Origin of the sequence: Kangsaoukella pontilimi (genome assembly GCF_009830125.1) — a bacterium.
Classification (GTDB): domain Bacteria; phylum Pseudomonadota; class Alphaproteobacteria; order Rhodobacterales; family Rhodobacteraceae; genus Kangsaoukella; species Kangsaoukella pontilimi.
Genome location: NZ_WUPT01000002.1, coordinates 758,626 through 777,080 on the forward strand (window position 1 = coordinate 758,626; position 18,455 = coordinate 777,080).

Genomic DNA, 18,455 nt, shown 5'->3' on the forward strand with positions numbered 1-18,455 from the left:
GCCTCACTCGGCGGCGATCTGAATCACCGGCTCCATGCTGTCCAGCTCTTCCCGGCTCAGGTGGCACTTGATCTGATGACCTTCCGCCGTGGTGACCATCTTCGGCACCTCGGTTTCGCAACGGTTCCCCGGCACTTTCGATTTCCAGTTGCAGCGCGTCTGGAACGGGCAACCGGGCGGCGGGTTCATGGCCGACGGAATGTCGCCCTCCAGAACCACGTGTTTCTTCTTTACCTTGGTATCCGCGATGGGCACTGCTGACAGAAGGGCCTCGGTATAGGGGTGGTAGGGGGGCGCGAAGACCTGATCGGTCGTGCCGATTTCCACCACGTGGCCCAGATACATGACCATGACGCGGTCCGCGAGGTAGCGCACGATGGAAAGGTCGTGGCTGATGAAGAGAAGCGTGGTCTTCTCGTTCCGCTGGATCTCCATCAAGAGGTCCGTGACCGCCGCCTGAACGCTGACATCCAGAGCCGAAACCGGTTCGTCCGCGATCACGATCCGCGCGCCGCCGGCGAAGGCGCGGGCAATGCCGACGCGCTGTTTCTGCCCGCCGGACAGCTGGCGCGGCATCCGCGTGGCGAATTCACGGGGCAGCTTCACGAGGTCGAGAAGTTCGAGCATGTGCTCGCGCCGCGCGTCCTCGGTCCGGCCGACGCCGAAGATCTCGAGCGCGCGCATGATCTGCCGGCCCACGGTCATGGACGGGTTCAGCGTGTCGAACGGGTTCTGGAACACCATCTGGATGTTCGAGACGGTCTTGGTGTCGCGTTCCTCGATGGGAGTGTCTTGGATCTCTTTGTTGTCCAGAAGGATGCGGCCCGAGGTGGCGGTTTCCAGCCCCATCAGCACCTTGGCGAAAGTGGATTTGCCGCAGCCCGACTCGCCCACGATGGCCAGCGTCTCGCTTTCGCGGGCCTCGAAGCTGAGCGTCTCATTGGCCTTCACCACCTTGTGTGCGCCGCCGCCGAACAGCGCGCTGGCCGCGACCTCGTAGTATTTCTTGAGCTTCTCGGTCTTCAGGACCACCTGACCCGGCTCGGTCTTTTCCGTTGCGATGCTGGCCGCGATGGGCGCGTCCCAGTCGATCTCGTCGAATTTCAGGCAGCGCGTGCCGTGGCGGTCGTCGCCGGACACGGGCGCCATGAGGATATCGCCGGCATCGCAGCGCTCCGCTTCGAAATAGTCGCAGCGCGGACCGAAATTGCAGCCGGGTGGTCGCTCATGCGGCAGGGGGAAGTTGCCCGGAATGGCCACGAGGGGGCGCGCGTTCTTGTCGGCGCCCGGCAGCGGGATCGAGCGGAAGAGCGCCTGCGTATAGGGGTGCCGCATCCGGTCGAAAACGTCTTCGATCGAACCGGTCTCGACCGCCTCGCCCGAATACATCACGCAGATGCGGTCGCAGGTCTCAAGGACGAGCCCGAGATTGTGGCTGATGAACAGCATCGACGTGCCGTATTTCTCGCCGAGGTCCTTGACCAGTTGGACAACCGCCGCTTCGACCGTGACGTCGAGCGCGGTGGTGGGCTCGTCGAGGATCAGGAGCGACGGCTTCGACATCAGCGCCATGGCGATGACGATCCGCTGCTGCTGGCCGCCCGAGAGCTGGTGCGGGAAACTGTTCAGCATCCGCTCGGGGTCGGGCAGGCGGACGTCGGTGACGACTTCGAGGGCGCGTGCGTAAGCTTCCTTTTCGCTCACGCCCTCGTGGATCATCGGCACTTCCATGAGCTGCTTGCCGATCCGCATGGCGGGGTTCAGGGACGCCATGGGTTCCTGGTAGATCATCGCGATTTCCGAGCCGCGGATATCGCGAAGCTCGGCGGCGGACATGGAATTGAGGTCGCGGCCCTTGAACCGGATACTGCCACCGACGATCCGCCCGTTGACGCCGAGGTCCTGCATGACGCCGAGCGCCACGGTGGACTTGCCGCAGCCCGACTCGCCCACGAGGCCCATCGCCTCGCCCGGCTGAACGGTGCAGGAGAAGTCCATCACGGCGGGGATTTCGCGCAGCCGCGTGAAGAAGCTGATCGAGAGGTTCTCGATTTCGAGGATCGGGCCGGTGTAACTCTCGTCTCTCATGGTCTGCCCTTCCTGGTTTCGCCGCCTTCGGCGTCGACCGGCTGGAGGGGGCGCTGCCCCCTCCAGACCACCCCCGGGATATTTGGGGGCCGATAATGGGGAATGGCGCGCATCTTCAGTCCCTCAGGCTTTCTTCGCGAAGACCGTCGGCCAGGAGGTTGAGGCCGAGGACGAGGCTCATCAGGCTGAGGGCGGGGGCAAGGGCCGGGTGCGGGTAAATCGACAAGAGGCGTCGTCCGTCATTGATCGTGGTGCCCCAGTCGGGGCTTTCGGGGCTGAGACCGAGGCCGAAGAAGCCGAGCGTGCCGAGGAGGATCGTGGTGTAGCCGATCCGGAGGCAGAAATCGACGATTAGGGGGCCGCGCGCGTTGGGCAGAATCTCCCACAGCATGACGTACCACGCGCCTTCGCCGCGGGTCTGGGCGGCGGCGACGTAGTCGCGGGTGCGGATGTCGAGCACGATGCCCCGCACGATCCGGAAGACCGTGGGAGAGTTCACGAAGACCACCGAGACGAAGACTACGAGGATATTGCCCGGCACGTCGAAGAGGTCGAGCCAGCCCGGCAGGATGCGGATCATCGCGTTGGGATCATTGGAGGAGATCAGCGACAGGTAAAGGAGGCCTCCTACCGCGAGGAAGGCGGCAACGATGCCGTTCCGGAATTTGGGCTGCGTGTGGTAGCGGGAGTTCAGGAGCACCGTGCCGAAGATCAGCGGAAAGATGAACAGCACCATCGCCATGTAGGTCGGCAGGCCCGTATCCACGATTTCCGGCGTGACCAGCAGGTAAAACAGAAGGATCACCGGGAAGGCGAGGATCAGGTTGGCGAGGAACGAGAGAATCGTATCGAGCGTGCCCGCGTAGTAGCCCGCCGGTACGCCGAGGGTGATTCCCACCATGAAGGCGAAGACCGTGGCGAAGGGGGCGATCTTGATCACCTCCCAGGCGCCGAGGATCATGCGGCTGAAGACGTCGCGGGCGAGGTTGTCGCCGCCCAGAAGGTAGTAACCGAACACGCCGTCGTCCGCGCCGCTGATGGCGGTGCCGGGCACCTTGTTCTTCATGCCCGAAAGCTGGGTCAGCGGGTCGTGGGTGGCGATCATGTCGGCGTAGAAGGCCGTGAAGACCCAGAACATCACGATGCCGAAGCCAACCATGCCGATCGTGCTGTCGAAGAGCTTGCCATAGAGGCCGAGCCGCCGCTTGAACGTGATCGAAAGTGCGAAAAGGACGGCGAGCGATATCCAGACCGGCAGAAGCCGGGTCGAGATCGTGCCGATGATGCCCTTGGCCTCGGGACCGGGCAACAGGAGGCCGCCCACAAGATAGCCGAGCGTCACGAGGACGATCAGCCCGAACATCGCGCGCGCAGCGAGGCCAGCCCAGTCGGCGGGGCTTTTCCGCATGGCGAGCGCGTTGCCTTGCATCTGCGGGTTGCCGCTGACGAAGGAGAGCAGGATCTGCGCCAGCACCGCCACGGCGAATGCGGCCCATGCCAGCAGGAAGAGCGGGTTCAGGAGGGGGCCGAGGCTTCCGGTCCAGGTCAGGTTTTCCATGGTCCTCTCCCTTATGCGATACGGATTCTGGGGTTCAGGAACACGTAGCCGACATCGGATATCAGCTGTGTCACCAGAACGACGAAGACGGCCACGACCGAACAGGCGAGCAGAAGCTCGATGTCGTTGTTGCCGGCGGCCTGCACCAGCGTCCAGCCGAAGCCCTTGTAGTTGAAGAGGGTCTCGACGATTACGACGCCGTTCAGAAGCCACGGAAACTGAAGCATGATCACCGTGAAGGGCGCGATCAGCGCGTTTCGGAGCGCATGGCGAATGACGATGTTGCGGAAGCTCACGCCCTTGAGCCGCGCGGTGCGAATATATTGCGCCGTCATCACCTCGGTCATCGAGGCGCGGGTCATGCGGGCGATGTAGCCCATGCCGTAAAGCGCGATGGTCAGGACGGGCAGGAAGAAGTTCTCGAAATTGGCGCTTTCGGCGGCGCTGGTGGCGGTGCCCTTGAACCACTTCAGCCCCACGGCCGACGAGGCGAAGATGGTGATGAAGAGAACACCAGAGACGTATTCCGGGGTTGCGGTGGATGCGATGGAAAAGGTCGAGAGCGACCGGTCGAGGCGCGAGCCCTCGCGCATGCCCGCCAGGATGCCGAGGAGTAGCGCCGAGGGGACCATCAGCACCATCACCCAGAACATCAGCTTGCCGGTCAGCGCCAGCTTGTCCCAGACAAGTGCGCCCACTTCGGTGTCGAAGACCGTGGAGGTACCCCAGTCGCCTTGCAGTACGCCACAGAAGGTCGGCGCGTCACCGGCGGCCATGTCCGGCGCGATGCAGCGCCCGGTCACCTCGCCGTTGCCGTCGGTACGGGTCCAGCCGGGCAAGACGCCCAGCCACTGGCCATAGCGCGACAGGATCGGCTGGGTATAGCCGTTCCGGTCCAGCCAGAGCCCCACATCTTCTTCAGTCATGCGGGCGCTCGCCTCGGACCGGGCGATCTTTTCGAGGTTCGGTTCCAAGTTCGTCAGGAAGAACACCACGAAGGTGAGCGCGAGCGATGTCAGTAACATCATCCCGACACGTCGGAGAAGAAATTGGCCCATGCCGGATTACCTCGGGGTCAATGAACGTCGGGTGCGGGAAGCCGCCGCGCCCAGGCTGGGCGCGGCGGATGGTGCAGGATCAGGCAGCCCAGCCGATATACTGGTACTTGATCTCGAACTGCGGGTGCATCTCGGCTCCGACGAGGTTCGGAACGTGGTGGCGGTAAAGCGAACGCCAGTAGGACTGAATGATCACGCCTTCTTCCTGCATGATCTCTTCCAGACGCTTCACCTTCTCGCGGCGCTGATCGGCATCCGCGATGCTGGCGGCCTCATCGAGGACACGGTCGTATTCCTCGTTCGAGAAGGCGGCCTCGTTCCAGACGGCGCCGGTCTTGTAGGCAAGGAGCGGGATCTGGATGTCGAGGGGGCGCTGGTTCCACGTGGTCGACGAGAAGGGATGTTTCATCCAGTCGTTCCAGTAGGTCGAACCGGGCAGAACCGTCCGCGTCACGTTGAAACCCGCATCGCGAAGCTGGGCGGCGATGGCGTCGGTCGAGTCGCGCTCGAAGCCGTCGTCGAGCGAGATGATGTCATGGACAAAGTCCTGCATCCCCGCCTCGGTCATCAGCGCCATCGCGCCTTCGGGGTCATGCTCCAGCGGAGGAAGCTCGGCATAGGCCGGGTGGATGGGCGAGATGTGGTGGTTCTCGGCCACCGTGCCGCGGCCCGCATAACCCAGTTCCAGCACCACCGCGTTGTCGACGGCCATGGTCAGGGCCTTGCGGACGCGGGCGTCGGCATAGACCTTCTTGCCGTCGAACTCGGCGTCCTGGTTCGGACGGCAAACGAGCGTGGCGGCGGTCTCGGCTTCCGACCGCTCCAGCCCGAGGCTGTCGAGGATCTCGATGAACTCGCCCACGGATTCGTAGGTCATATCGACTTCCTCGGCCTCGATCGCGGCAAGGATGGTGGCCGGGTCGGTGCCGTAGTCGATGAACTCGATCCGGTCGAGCCACGCGCCATTGCCCTCGTCCCACCAGGTGTGGTTCGGGTTCTTCACGATGACGGCGCGTTCGCCGACCGCGTATTCCTCGGGGATGTAGGGGCCGGTGCCGACCGGGTTGTCGATCGGATGCTTGCCGATGTTGTCGCGGTGGACGACGGCCATCGGATAGTCCGAAACACCCGCGATGATCGAGATGTCGGGGGCCGTGAACTTGAGAACCACGGTGTGATCGCCATCGGCGGTCACCGCGCCTTCGCGCATCTGGCCGGTGTCGGCATCGACGAGCGAGCCCATGCGGCCCGGTGCGGACGAGCCTTCGATGGTGGTGTCGCACCAACCCGCGAAGTTCGCGATCACGTCCTCGGCGGTGAAGTCGTCGCCGTTGTTCCACTTGACGCCCTGACGCAGGTTCAGGCGGTACTCGGTGGCGTCGTCATTGGCTTCCCAGCTTTCCAGAAGCACGCCCGAGAAGGTGCCGTCGCGGTTATAGGCCACCAGATGCTCCAGCCAGCCGCGGCTGATATTGCCCATTTCGGACCACTCGTAGAGGCGCGGATCGGTCAGGCCGTGAACTTCCTGCTGAATGCGGAGCGTGCCACCACCTTGCACGTGGCCACCCGCACGCGCGGGCGAGACCGCACCGATCAGGCCATAGGCCGCCGTGGCCGTGACGCCGAGCGCGGTCGAGCGCGCCATGAATTCGCGGCGGCTGATCTTGCCCGCGCGGTATTCATCGGCGTGTTTCTTCGCCGTCGGGTGCAGGCCCCGACGGAGTGTCTTGGATACTGTCATTGGTCTATGTTCTCCCTTGAGACGTCTTATCGTTCTTGTTGGCGTCGCCGATCTTTGTGACAGAGACGCTGACGGCCCCGTCGTCCGGGCCCTTCCTTTCCATTTCGGCATGTCGATGGCCGGGGGTCAATGGCCGCAACCGGCGCGGAATGTAAAAAAAACGACATCTCGCGGGATCGTTTGCGACATAGACCCCTGTGCCGCAGGGTCAGCCGCGCGTGCGGAAGTCGCTGGGGGTCAAAGCGCTTCGGGCCTTGAAGGCGCGGGTAAAGTAAGCCGCCGAGCGGAATCCGGTTTGCCGGGCGACCTCGGCCACCGGCAGATCGGTGTCCTTGAGCAGGCGGCAGGCTTCGAAATGGCGCCGGTCGGTCAGCAGATCGAGCGCAGCGCGCCCCGAGACGCCCCGGCAGACCCGCGCCAGATGCGTCGGTGTCACGCCGAGCGCCCGCGCGAAGTACGAGACGCCGACCGGGCGGCGAAAATCCTGTTCGATGAGCGCGGTGTAGGCTTCTGTCAGGCTGCGGGCGCGATTGCCGTCGGTTGACTGCGGGGCGGCGGTGGCCTCGCGGGCCATGACGCGGGCAAACCAGATGGACAGAAGGCGCGTGTGCATGTGGACCGCCTCGTCGGCGCGCTCGGCCCCGGCGTTCAGTTCGCGGTCGATCTGGTCGATCTGGCCGGTCAGCTCGCGCTGAAGCTGGCCGTCCGACAGGCGCAGATGGACCGGCTCGGACGGCCAGTCGCCCGACGTCTCGACAGGTAGCCACATCACGTGGCCCAGAACCGCGCCCGCGACCGAGAAGCCGTGCATCGTGCCCGCCGGCAGGAAGATCGCGTTGTGGGGCCCATAGCCGCTGGTGCGCCCGGCGACCGTGATGCGGCCCTGTCCGCGCGTGACCCAGATCAGGACCGGGCGGTCATAGCTTCGCATCGCCTCAGTCCGCCAGCGCCCACCTTGCGCAAGCCGCGTGATCGACGACACTTCCGGGCGACGCACGGGAAAAACATCCGTCATCGCGGCAGGGCGCGGCGTTTGCGCTGGCCACGTCTGCGGCACCAAGGTCAGCCGTTGTACGGTCATGTCGGTCTGGTCCCCCAACCAGCAGCTTCAGCAGCAGGCAGCAGAGTGGCGCAGCGCGCGCGGGACGTCAACGCTCTCGCGATTTGCCCAGAAGCCTGCCGATCAGGAAGGAGGTGCGCGGCGCGTAGACATAATTGGTGCGGGTCACCGCACTCCGCTGGCGCATCCGGATCAGGCTGAAGATGATCAGGATAACGTGGACCGCCGCCACCAGCGTGAACATCGCCTCGGGGCCATAGGCGTCGATCAGGCTGGATACGCCCCAGGGTGCCGCGATTGCCCCCACCGCGTAGAGAAACATCAGCGCCGCCGACAATTCGACGCGTTCGTCATCGCTGGCGAAGTCGTGGGCATGGGCCGTCGCGACCGAGTAGATCGGAAAGGTCGCCGCGCCGAACATGCCCGACGCGATCAGCACCGCCGTCGAGCCCGCCGTGGCCAGCCAGATCGTCAGCGCCGAGGTGCCGATCGCCGCCACCGACAGCCAGACAAGGACCCACCGCCGGTCATACCGGTCGGCCAGCCAGCCCGCCGGATACTGGCTGAGCGCGCCGCCAAGGACGAAGGCGGCAAGAAAGAACGCGATCTCATTGACGGCAAGCCCGACCTCGACGCCGTAGACCGGGCCGACCATGCGGAAGGACGCCGTCGTCACCCCCGCCGACACCACCGCCGCCGCTGCCAGTGGCGAGCGGGACCATGCCAGCGTCGGCCTGAGGCGTGGCGCCGTCGGCGTGCGCGGCTGGGCGGCGCGGGTCAGCACCAGCGGCACCAGCGCGGCACAGCAGACAATCGCGAGGATGTTGTAGGACACGTAGCTTGCCGGTGGCAGGATCGAGATCACCAGCTGCGCCGCGAGCGAGCCGCTGATGTCCACAATCCTGTAGATGCCCATGGTCCGGCCCCGCGTCTCGTTCGTGACCTTGGCCTGAAGCCAGCTTTCCACGACCGTGTAGCACCCCGCGACGCAAAGCCCGGTCATCATCCTGAGCAGAACCCATGCGATGGGCGAGACCACCAGCATATGCGCCATGATCCCGATCGTGCCGAGCGCGGTGAAGGCGGCGAAGGCGCGGCTGTGGCCCACCGTGCCCATCAGGCGTGGCGCCCACCAGCAGCCGACGAAGAAGCCCACGAAATGGGCCGAGCCCAGAAGGCCGATCTCCTGCGTGGAAAAGCCCAGCTCCAGCCCCGAGATCGCGTCGAGTGGCGCAAGACCGCCCGATCCGATCTGCAACAGGATCACGGACAGAAAGAGGGCAGCGAATGAAATAAGAAGTCGCATCTGCTCGGGTCTTCAGGGGACAGGACCGGCCTAGCGGTGGGCACCCTTCCGGTGCTTGCCGGAAATCGACCTATCCGTGGCGCTTTTGTCTTTTTGCTATTTTCTTCGCCCGTGCTTGCGCCATGTTCTGCGCATGACATACCGCATTCATCATATTCCTGTCTGCCCGTTCAGCCAGCGCGTTGAAATTCTGCTCGCGCTAAAGGGTCTGAGCGGCAAAATCGAATTCAACACGGTCGACATCACCAAGCCGCGCGATCCCGCGCTTCTGAAGCTGTCAAAGGGCACCGCGGCGCTGCCCGTCATGGAAGTACCGGGTGGCCTGACCGCCATCAAGGAAAGCCGGGTGATCCTCCGCTACGTGGACGAAGTGTTCGACACCAATCCCATCCGTCGCACCGATCCATATGAGCACGCGCTCGAAAGCCTTCTGGTCCAGCGCGAAGGGGGCTTCGTCGTTGCGGGCTATAGCTTCGTCATGAATCAGGATATCGGGAAGCGGGGCGAGTATCTCGACAAACTGCTGGCCGAGTACCGCGCCATCAACGACATCCTCGTGAACTATGCGCCTGGCGATATCTGGTTCTTCGATGATTTCGGCTGGGCCGAAACCGTCTTCACACCGATCTTCATGCGCTTCTGGTTTCTCGACTACTACGAGGGGTTCGATCTTCCTCCCGGTCCAGATTACGACCGTGTCAGGGCCTGGCGAGAGGCCTGCCTCACCCATCCGGCGGCCCAGCAGGTGAGTTTCGACGAGATCGTCAAACTCTACTACGACTACGCCAAGGGGGCGGGGAACGGCGCGCTTCTGCCCGGACGTGAATACTCGTCCTTCGTTTTCGAGCCGCATTGGAAGGACCGCCCCATGCCGCCCTCCGACAAGTACGGGCATTCGGCCAGCGATACCGAGCTTGGCCTCGTCTAGACCGTGTCGAGATAAAGGTCGGTCCGCTCGGTCTCGCTCAGTTCGGCGTAATACTGAAGCTCCTGCCGTTTGGTCAGGACATAGTTCCTGACCAGCGACGGCGGAAAGATGCGGGTCATCAGTGTGCTTTCCTCGAAGGCGTCGATGGCATCTTCCCAGGCCGTCGGAAGCTGTTCCAGCGCGCGGGCATAGGCGTTGCCCTTGACCGGCGCGGGCGGGACCTTGCGGTCTTCGATCCCGGCCAGCGCTGCACCGAGCACGGCGGCGAGGACCATGTAGGGGTTGGTATCGCCACCGGCCACGCGGTGTTCGATCCGCCGTGCAACGGGTGCACCTGCAGGAATGCGGATCGCGGCGGTCCGGTTCTCGTAGGCCCAGCCGATGCCGGTGGGGGCGTGGGCGTCGGGGACAAGGCGCTGATAGCTGTTGCCATGGGGCGCGAAGATCAGCGTCGACGGCGTCATCGCCTCCAGACAGCCGCCCACCGCATAATGCAGCAACTCGGTTCCTGCCTCGCCACCATTGTCGAAGATGTTGTTGCCGTCCTGATCGAGGACCGAGAAATGCACATGCATTCCCGACCCGGACCAGTCGTCATAGGGCTTGGCCATGAACGTCCCGGCAAAGCCGTGCTTTCGCGCCAGTCCCCGGACCAGGAGCTTGAAGAGCCACGCATCGTCGGCGGCGCGCATTGCGGGACCGTGGACAAGGTTCATCTCGTACTGGCCCAGCCCTGCTTCCGAGATCGCGGTCTCGGCGGGAATGCCCATCTCGTCGCAGGCGTCGTAAAGCTCGGTGAAGAAGCCTTCGAATGCGTCCAGCGCACGCACCGACAGAATCTCGCCGCCCAGACGCCGCTTGCCCGACCTAGGCGACGGCGGCGGTTTCAGCACGTCTTCGGCATCGTCGATCAGGTAGAATTCCAGCTCGGTCGCGGCGATGACGTTCCAGCCGCGCTCGGCGTAGCGGTCGAGCACCGCTTTCAGTGCATGGCGCGGGTCGCCCGGGAAAGGATCGCCCGCCTCGGTATACATCCACATCGGCAGCATCGCCGATGGTGTCTGTAGCCATGGCGTGGGCACGAAGCCTCGCTCGGTAGGTTTCAGGATTCCGTCGCGGTCGCCGGTCTCGAAGACGAGCGGGCTGTCCTCGATATCGTCACCCCAGATGTCCACGTTCAGCGTGGACAAGGGCATCCGCATGTCGCCCTCGGCGGCCTTGGCCGCACGGCCCACAGGCAGGCGCTTGCCGCGGGCCTGCCCGTTCAGGTCGGCCACGGCGGTTGTCACCGCGCGGATCTCGGGGTGTTCGATCAGCCAGTCATTCATGATGTGCTCTAACGTGCCAGTTGCGGGCGATACCTTATCCGCCGCGCCGCGGTCTGCGGCAAGTGCCTGTTGAGCCGCCGGTTGGCAAGATTGAACAGCCCGATGATCGCCAGCGTCAGGATGATGAAATACATGGCTACGATCGGGTAGGGGATGAACGGGTTAAAGGTCTTGTCCGCGAAATAGTTCGCGTAATAGAGCGCGTCGCCCCGCTGCTGCCATGCCGGGAAGCCCGAGAAGAAGACGAGCGTGGTGGCGTGGAAGAGAAAGATCGCCTCGTTCGTGTAGGCGGGCCAGGCCAACCGCAGCATGGTGGGCCAGGTCACGCGCCTGAACTTGTTCCAGCCAGACAGGCCATAGGCGTCGGCAGCTTCCAGATCGCCCTTCGGAACAGAACGGAGCGCGCCGTAGAAGATCTCGGCGGAATAGGCGGCGGTATTCAGGAAAAGGACGATCAGCGCCCCCGCCCATGCCCGCGTCAGCCATCCCGTCTCGGCGGTGATGCCGAAGATCTGGATACCCTCGCGCGGCAAAAGGACGAACAGCTCGTAGGCGAAGAAGAACTGGATGAAGAGCGGCGAGCCCCGGAAGATGAAGACGAACCACTCGGCGGGTTTCCGGATCAGCGGGTTCTCCGCCGCCTTGCCAAGCGCGACGGCGGTGGCAAGGAAGAAGCCCGAGACCATGGCCAGCACGCCGAAATAGACGTTCCACAGCATTCCTGAGCCGATCAGAACGAATTGCTGGCAGAGCGTGAAATCCGAGCGCGGCAACAGCCGCTCGCCAATTCCGATCGAGCGGAGGCCATAGTCGGCAAGGGTTTCCCAACAGCTCATGTGGCGGCCGCCTTGCGCTGGCGCTCACCCGCGAAGGTCGCCTGCCCGTGGCTGAGGCGTTCGGTCAGTCGGCCAAGGACGATCTCGGACACGCGTGTCAGCAACAGGTAGAAGACCAGAAGCCCGAGGAAGTACCAGATTCGCCAGTCGGGATGAGGATAATCGAAGACCGGCCCCTTGGAGCCGCCCAGTTCCCGCGCCCAGTAGACGATGTCTTCGACGCCCAAGAGGAACAGAAGCGGCGTCGCCTTGACGAGGATCATCCACAGGTTCGACAGCCCCGGCAGCGCATAGACCCACATCTGCGGGATCAGGATGCGCCAGAAGGCCTGCCGCTGCGACATGCCATAGGCCTCGGCGGTCTCCATCTGCGCGCGGGGAACCGCCCGCATCGCGCCGAACAGGACATTGGCGGCGAAGGCGCCGAAGACGATGGCAAAGGTCAGAACGGCCAAGGAGAAACCATAGACCTCGTGCACCCATTGCGGTGCGTTCGACAGGGGGAGTTTGGCCTCTGGACAGACGACGAAATCGCTGCCCTGCCGGATCGGGTCGGTCCAGTCGGGGCACAGCACCTGATGGCGCATCCACTCGAACGCCTGGTCCAGCGCGATGACGAAGAACAGGAAGAAGACGATGTCCGGCACGCCCCGCACGATGCTGGTATAGCCCTGACCCAGCCACCGGACCGGTGGAACGGGGCTGCGCGCGGCGGTGGCGCCGAGGAACCCGAAAGCGAGAGAGACGGGCGCGGTGATCGCCAGAAGCAGCATGACCGTGCCGAATGACGCGTAGGCCGCCATGTGTTTGCCGTTCGTCAGGTAACAGGCAAACCAATGGAAGGTCTCAAGCGTCGACGGATCGGTGCAGAACGAGAATATGACAAGCGCCCCCGGATAGGTCGGGCCGGAGGGGTCCCCGGCCCGAAGGTGTCAGGTCACCACTGCGACGAGACTTCCCATTTCGCGATGAGCGCGTTGAGCGAGCCGTCGTCCTTCATGGATTGGATCGCCGCATCGAACTTGGCTTTCAACTCGCCGTCCGATTCACGGACGCCCATGCCGACGCCGCCACCGAGAGCGACAGGGTCGCCCACGACCATCAGGTCGCTGTTGGCGGCAATCGCGCCGTCGATAAAGCTCGAGTCGGCCAGAACCGCGTCGGCCTCGCCGTTGACGACGGCGGCGACGGTCTCGTCAGGCGTTGCGAATTCGACCAAAGTGGCGCCGCTCTCTGCGACGTAGCCTGCCTGGATCGTCCCGGTCTGGGCCGCGATCACGGCGCTCGACAGGTCGATGTCAGCCGACAGCGCGGCATAGGTCGACGGATCGGGGGGCGTGTAGGCCTGAGTGAAGTCGATGACCTCGTCCCGCTCGTCGGTGATCGACATGCCGGCGATGATCGTGTCGTAGTTGCCACCCGTCAGGTTCGGAATGATCGAATCCCAGTCGTTGGTGACCCATTCGCAGGTCAGCTCGGCCCGCGCGCAAAGCTCGTCGCCCAGTTCCCGCTCGAAGCCGTCGACCTCGCCCGAGTCATTGATGAAGTTCCACGGAGGGTAGGCACCCTCGGTGCCCATCCGCACAACGCTGTGGCTGCCCGCCAGCGCCGACGTTGCGGCGATGGACAGAGCGGCAGCGCCGATCAGTAGTTTGTTCATGTGTTACTCCCAACATGTTCTTGGGGCTGCCGGTCGCCCGGTGCCCTTGAGTGCAGCAACCGTTAAGAAAAACGCGGGCGAAGACAAGTCATTGGGAAAGTTCCGCTGGGTCAACCCGCGTCTCATGCCGCCACGGCGGACAGAAACTGCTGCAAACGCGCGGATTTCGGGCGGTCGAACAGGTCGTCCGGCGCGCCTTCTTCCTCGATTCGGCCCTGGTGCAGAAACACGACATGATCCGATACGTCGCGGGCCAGTCCCATGTCATGGGTCACGATGATCATGGTCCGGCCTTCCTGCGCCAGCGCCTTGATCACGCGGATCACTTCCTGTTCCAGCTCGGGGTCGAGCGCCGAGGTCGGCTCGTCGAACAACAGCGCGCGGGGCTCCATGCAAAGCGCGCGGGCAATGGCGGCGCGCTGCTGCTGGCCGCCTGACAACTGCGCTGGCCAGACTTCGCATTTGTCGCCGATGCCGACCTTGGCGAGGTATTCGCGCGCCTTCGCTTCGACCTCGGCCGGGTCGCGCTTCATCACGGTAACGGGGGCTTCCATCACGTTCTGCAGAACGGTCATGTGGGACCAGAGGTTGAACTGCTGGAAGACCATCGACAGGTTCGTGCGGATGCGGGTGACCTGCGCACGGTCGGCGGGGTGACGGTTCAGGCCCTTGCCTTTCCAGTGGACCGCCTCGCCCTCGAACAGGATCTCGCCTTCCTGGCTGTCTTCGAGAAGGTTCGCGCATCTCAGCAGCGTCGACTTGCCCGAGCCGGACGAGCCGATGAGCGAGACGACATGGCCGCGCGGCGCTGTCAGGCTGACGCCCTTCAGGACCTCGAGCGAGCCGTAGGCCTTGTGCAAGCCTCGGATTTCAATGACTGGATCGGCAGTGCTCACATCTTTCCCCGTTTGTCCCGCCGGGGATTAGGGCGGCATTGGCCGGGAAATGCAATGCCTAAGCCTCAGGCGTGTTCCATCGTCTGCGAGAGCGACGGGGGCGGCGGCACGGCCAGATAGGCGGTGGCGGGGATCTTGACAAAGTCCTCGATATGAAGCGCGGCGCGGGTGTCTTCGGGCAGCCGCACCAGAGCGGCGCGGATGGCGCCGACGATGGCGGCGGCGTCCTGACCGGGCGCCGCGATCAGGGGCAGGCCGGGCGTCGGCTCCGTCCGCGCAAGGACGCGGAGCGCGCCGGCCGTCTCGGGCAAATGCCGCTCGACAAGGCGCCAGGTCTCGGCATCGATGGCCGCGATATCGGCCTCGCCCGCGGCAACCATCCGCGCGCTTGCCCGGTGCGCGCCCGAATAGACCTTGCGCCGGAAGGGCCGGCCAAGGCCGAGGGCCGCGGCCTGCGCGGCGGCCCAGCCGCTTTCACTGTCGAGCCCGTTATAGGCAAGCGTCCGGTCGAGGAAATCGGCAAGGTCGCCCGTCGCATCACGGCGGACGACCAGAACCGAGTTGTAATAGCCCGGCAGACACCCGGGCAAACCATGGTCGAAGGCGCCCAGAAGCGTAACGTTGCCGTGAAGCCGCGTCCGGTAGGGCAGGCCGCAGGTCTGTCCCAGAACGAGGTCGGGGGATTGCCAGACGTCCCATAGCCCGGTGTCGCGTGTCAGCCGGTCGGGCGCAGCGATGCCACGGGTGGACAGTCCCTCGCGAAGAACCTGCCAGAGCGCGTCCCAATGACCCGATTGCTCTGGCCAGTCATACATGGCGAGGCTGGCGATCACGCCTTCTTCTCGACCCTCTGGCGTGCCAGCGCCGAGTCGCGGTCGTTGACGCCCAGCATCGGCGCGATCAGCCGCATCAGGGCGTCTTCCTCGTGGTCGCGCGCGCCATCTGCGAGCACGATCTCCCAGAGGTTTTCCACCACGCCTTCGCGTTCCTCGTAAGGCACGGCGTCCTTGATCGCGCGGGTAAAGCGGACGGTGTCGGGGGCTTCGGCCTCAAGCGCCTCGGCCTCGGCCCTCAGCTTGGTCACCTCGAAGGGGCCAAGCCCGTAGCGGGCGGCCAGAAGCTTGTCGATCCGGGCGATCTCGTCACGGGCGTATTCGCCATCGGCGCGGGCGATCCGCACCAGAAGGGCGGCCATGGCGAGCCGCGCGTCGCTGGTATCCAGCGGATCGGGCTCGGGGGCGGTCAGTTTGCGAAGAAGTGCGTCGAACATGCAGGGGATATATGACCGGGCAGGGGGCAAGGAAAGGGCCGGGACGCCCGGCCGCGTTCGTGCGGGCGGTTGAACGGCCGGGTCAAACGGTCTTTTCTGTCATCCAATGGGGCATGGCGCGGGGAGGGCGGATGTTCAGACGGTTCACGGCGCCGAAGGGCAAGGTGCTTTTCCAGCCGGGGCAGGAGTGCCCGGGGTTCCTGCTTTTGTCGAAGGGGACGATCCGCGTGACCCTGACGGGCGCGAGCGGGCGCGAGGTGGTTCTTTACCGCGTCACGCCGGGCGATGTGTGCCTGCAGACCTTTTCCTGCCTCGTGACCGATCAGCCCTATGGCGCCGAAGGCGTGGCGGAAACCGATCTCGATGGCGAGCTGGTCCCGGCCGAGCAGTTCCGTACGCGGATGGCCGATGACGGCGCGTTTCGTGCCCGCGTGATGGATGCTGTCGCGCGCCGCTTCGTCGAGTACCAGCAGCTTGTGGACGATATCGCGCTGACCGGCTTCGACGCGCGGCTGGCCAAGGCGCTTCTCAGGCTGGCGGACGTGGACGGCAAGGTTCACGCCACTCACACGGCGCTTGCCGCCGAGACCGCATCGGGCCGCGCCTATGTCTCGCGCCGGCTGGCCGAATTCGCGCGGCAGGGGATGGTCCGACAGGACGAGGACGGCGTGGCGCTTCTTGACCGTCCGGGCCTGCAGCGAATTGCCGCAGACGCACGGTGACAGTGTCACCGTCGGCACGTGCGGGATGCGGTAAAATCATCCCGTACCGTCACACAGGAGATCGGAACCATGACCAAGAATGAAGGCACCTTCGACCGCGCGCTACGCGTCATTGCCGGACTTATCCTTCTGTCGCTCGTCTTCGTCGGGCCGCAGACCATGTGGGGCCTGATCGGGATCGTGCCGCTCGTCACCGGGCTGGTGGGCATCTGCCCGCTCTATTCGGTGCTTGGCATCAGCACCTGCCCGACCAAGTCCTGATCGCGCGCGCGGGCCGGGGCGGCGCGAACAGCGCCCCGGTTTTCGCGGCGCGCTCAGACCAACCGCGAGTTCTCGACCGCCGCGCGCACGAAATCCGCGAAGAGCGGATGGGGTGCGAAGGGTTTGGATTTCAGCTCGGGGTGGAACTGCACGCCGATGAACCACGGATGACCCTCGACTTCGACGATCTCGGGCAGCTTGCCGTCGGGTGACATGCCGGAAAAGCAGAGACCCTGCTCCTCGAGCTTGTCGCGATACTTGATATCCACCTCGTAGCGGTGGCGGTGGCGTTCCTCGATCACGGTCTGGCCATAGACCTTGGCCACCTGGCTGCCCTCTTTGAGGTTGGCGGTATAGGCGCCCAGACGCATGGTGCCGCCCTTGTCGTCATCGACCTTGCGGCGCGCTGTGTGGTTGCCCTGGACCCATTCCTTGAGGTGATAGACCACCGGCTCGAAGCGCTTGCGCCCGGCTTCGTGGTCGAACTCCTCGGACCCGGCGGACGTGATGCCGGCAAGGTTCCGCGCCGCCTCGATCACCGCCATCTGCATGCCAAGACAGATGCCCAGATAGGGGATCTTCTTCTCGCGGGCGAATTGCGCCGCCTTGATCTTGCCTTCAGTCCCGCGCTCGCCAAAGCCGCCGGGGACAAGAATGGCGTGGAAGTTTTCCAGATAGGGGGCCGGGTCCTCGCGGTCGAAGATCTCGGCGTCGATCCATTCGGCCCGCACGCGAGTGCGGTTCGCCAGACCGCCATGGGTCAGCGCCTCGGCGATCGACTTATAGGCGTCTTCAAGCTGGGTGTATTTTCCGACGATGGCGACGCGGACTTCACCCTCGGCGTTCTGCATCCGGTCCTGAACGTCAAGCCAGCGGTCGAGGTTGGGTTTGGGCGCGGGCGAGATGCCGAAGGCGTCCAGAACCGCCTGATCCAGACCCTGTTCGTGATAGGCGAGCGGCGCCTCGTAGATCGACTTGAGGTCATAGGCCGCGATCACGCTGTCGGGCCGCACATTGCAGAACAACGCCAGTTTCTCGCGCTCTTTCTGCGGGATTTCCCGCTCGGAGCGGCAGACGAGGATATCGGGCGCGATGCCGATGGAGCGGAGTTCCTTGACCGAGTGCTGCGTGGGCTTGGTCTTCAACTCTCCGCTGGCCGCGATCCACGGGAGCAGCGTCAGGTGCATGAAGATGCATTCGCCCCGCGGCCGGTCCTGACCGAACTGGCGGATGGCCTCGAAGAAGGGGAGCCCTTCGATATCGCCCACGGTGCCGCCGATCTCGCAGAGCATGAAATCGACCTCGTCCTCGCCGATGGCGATGAAGTCCTTGATCTCGTTGGTGACGTGCGGAATGACCTGGATCGTCTTGCCCAGGTAGTCGCCGCGCCGCTCTTTTTCGAGCACGTTGGAATAGATGCGCCCCGACGAGACGCTGTCGGTCATCCGCGCCGCGACGCCGGTGAAGCGCTCGTAATGGCCGAGATCGAGATCGGTCTCGGCGCCATCATCGGTCACGAAGACTTCGCCATGTTCGAACGGGCTCATCGTGCCGGGGTCGACGTTGAGATAGGGGTCGAGCTTTCTCAGCCGTACGGAATAGCCGCGCGCCTGCAGAAGCGCGCCAAGCGCCGCCGACGCAAGGCCTTTGCCAAGCGAGGAAACCACCCCGCCGGTGATGAAAACGAACCTAGCCATGTCGCGGTTATCCCCCGTGATTTACTGCTCTTTGCCGCGGTTCTCG

General features: G+C 64.6%; 17 protein-coding genes. 3 read left to right on the forward strand and 14 right to left on the reverse strand.

Annotated features, from left to right (window positions below):
- Positions 1-3: 3 nt before the first annotated feature.
- The 6 genes from GQ651_RS13270 to GQ651_RS13295 all read right to left on the reverse strand — a co-directional run bounded on the left by GQ651_RS13270 (position 4) and on the right by GQ651_RS13295 (position 8,811).
- Positions 4-2,088 carry a dipeptide ABC transporter ATP-binding protein gene (locus GQ651_RS13270; protein WP_160764722.1) on the reverse strand — a complete coding sequence of 695 codons (2,085 nt, stop codon included), beginning with the start codon at positions 2,086-2,088 and terminating at the stop codon, positions 4-6.
- Positions 2,089-2,203: 115 nt separating this feature from the next.
- A complete protein-coding gene (locus tag GQ651_RS13275; RefSeq protein WP_160764723.1) occupies positions 2,204-3,646 on the reverse strand; it encodes an ABC transporter permease in 1,443 nt (480 codons plus the stop codon).
- An 11-nt stretch (positions 3,647-3,657) separates the two neighbouring features.
- Positions 3,658-4,704: an ABC transporter permease gene (locus tag GQ651_RS13280; protein WP_160764724.1), complete on the reverse strand. Its 1,047-nt coding sequence runs from the start codon at positions 4,702-4,704 to the stop codon at positions 3,658-3,660.
- Between the two features lie 79 nt (positions 4,705-4,783).
- On the reverse strand, positions 4,784-6,445 hold the full coding sequence (locus tag GQ651_RS13285; RefSeq protein ID WP_160764725.1) for an ABC transporter substrate-binding protein: 1,662 nt from the start codon (positions 6,443-6,445) through the stop codon (positions 4,784-4,786).
- Positions 6,446-6,653: 208 nt separating this feature from the next.
- Positions 6,654-7,526: a helix-turn-helix transcriptional regulator gene (locus GQ651_RS13290; protein ID WP_227258169.1), complete on the reverse strand. Its 873-nt coding sequence runs from the start codon at positions 7,524-7,526 to the stop codon at positions 6,654-6,656.
- A 67-nt stretch (positions 7,527-7,593) separates the two neighbouring features.
- The gene (locus tag GQ651_RS13295) at positions 7,594-8,811 is read right to left on the reverse strand and encodes an MFS transporter (RefSeq protein WP_160764726.1); all 1,218 of its coding nucleotides are present in this window, start codon (positions 8,809-8,811) and stop codon (positions 7,594-7,596) included.
- A gap of 133 nt (positions 8,812-8,944) precedes the next feature.
- Between GQ651_RS13295 and GQ651_RS13300 the strand changes: the two genes are divergently transcribed.
- Positions 8,945-9,739, forward strand: coding sequence for a glutathione S-transferase family protein (locus tag GQ651_RS13300; protein ID WP_160764727.1), 795 nt, complete (start codon positions 8,945-8,947; stop codon positions 9,737-9,739).
- Here the strand turns inward: GQ651_RS13300 and GQ651_RS13305 are convergent.
- The 7 genes from GQ651_RS13305 to GQ651_RS13335 all read right to left on the reverse strand — a co-directional run bounded on the left by GQ651_RS13305 (position 9,736) and on the right by GQ651_RS13335 (position 15,729).
- On the reverse strand, positions 9,736-11,067 hold the full coding sequence (locus tag GQ651_RS13305; RefSeq protein WP_160764728.1) for a glutamine synthetase family protein: 1,332 nt from the start codon (positions 11,065-11,067) through the stop codon (positions 9,736-9,738). The two genes, GQ651_RS13300 and GQ651_RS13305, sit on opposite strands and share 4 nt — an antisense overlap.
- A gap of 8 nt (positions 11,068-11,075) precedes the next feature.
- Positions 11,076-11,903 (reverse strand): ABC transporter permease, encoded by an 828-nt coding sequence (locus GQ651_RS13310; RefSeq protein ID WP_160764729.1) that lies wholly within the window; start codon positions 11,901-11,903, stop codon positions 11,076-11,078.
- Entirely contained in the window at positions 11,900-12,784 is an 885-nt protein-coding gene (locus tag GQ651_RS13315; RefSeq protein ID WP_160765167.1) for an ABC transporter permease, read from the reverse strand. The genes GQ651_RS13310 and GQ651_RS13315 overlap by 4 nt, the downstream gene beginning before the upstream one ends.
- A gap of 56 nt (positions 12,785-12,840) precedes the next feature.
- Positions 12,841-13,563, reverse strand: a complete 723-nt coding sequence (locus tag GQ651_RS13320; RefSeq protein ID WP_160764730.1) for a transporter substrate-binding domain-containing protein — start codon at positions 13,561-13,563, stop codon at positions 12,841-12,843.
- Between the two features lie 122 nt (positions 13,564-13,685).
- Entirely contained in the window at positions 13,686-14,459 is a 774-nt protein-coding gene (locus GQ651_RS13325; RefSeq protein ID WP_160764731.1) for an ABC transporter ATP-binding protein, read from the reverse strand.
- Positions 14,460-14,524: 65 nt separating this feature from the next.
- The gene (locus tag GQ651_RS13330) at positions 14,525-15,292 is read right to left on the reverse strand and encodes a phosphate/phosphite/phosphonate ABC transporter substrate-binding protein (RefSeq protein ID WP_160764732.1); all 768 of its coding nucleotides are present in this window, start codon (positions 15,290-15,292) and stop codon (positions 14,525-14,527) included.
- Entirely contained in the window at positions 15,289-15,729 is a 441-nt protein-coding gene (locus tag GQ651_RS13335) for a tellurite resistance TerB family protein (RefSeq protein WP_160764733.1), read from the reverse strand. Before GQ651_RS13335 ends, GQ651_RS13330 begins: the two co-directional genes overlap by 4 nt.
- 131 nt (positions 15,730-15,860) lie before the next feature.
- On the opposite strand from GQ651_RS13335, the gene GQ651_RS13340 reads away from it, so the two are divergent.
- Positions 15,861-16,451 carry a Crp/Fnr family transcriptional regulator gene (locus GQ651_RS13340; RefSeq protein ID WP_160764734.1) on the forward strand — a complete coding sequence of 197 codons (591 nt, stop codon included), beginning with the start codon at positions 15,861-15,863 and terminating at the stop codon, positions 16,449-16,451.
- 69 nt (positions 16,452-16,520) lie between these two features.
- The gene (locus GQ651_RS13345; RefSeq protein WP_160764735.1) at positions 16,521-16,712 is read left to right on the forward strand and encodes a YgaP family membrane protein; all 192 of its coding nucleotides are present in this window, start codon (positions 16,521-16,523) and stop codon (positions 16,710-16,712) included.
- A gap of 53 nt (positions 16,713-16,765) precedes the next feature.
- Here GQ651_RS13345 and GQ651_RS13350 read toward each other — a convergent pair whose 3' ends face one another.
- Positions 16,766-18,409 carry a CTP synthase gene (locus tag GQ651_RS13350; protein ID WP_160764736.1) on the reverse strand — a complete coding sequence of 548 codons (1,644 nt, stop codon included), beginning with the start codon at positions 18,407-18,409 and terminating at the stop codon, positions 16,766-16,768.
- Positions 18,410-18,455 lie beyond the last annotated feature (46 nt).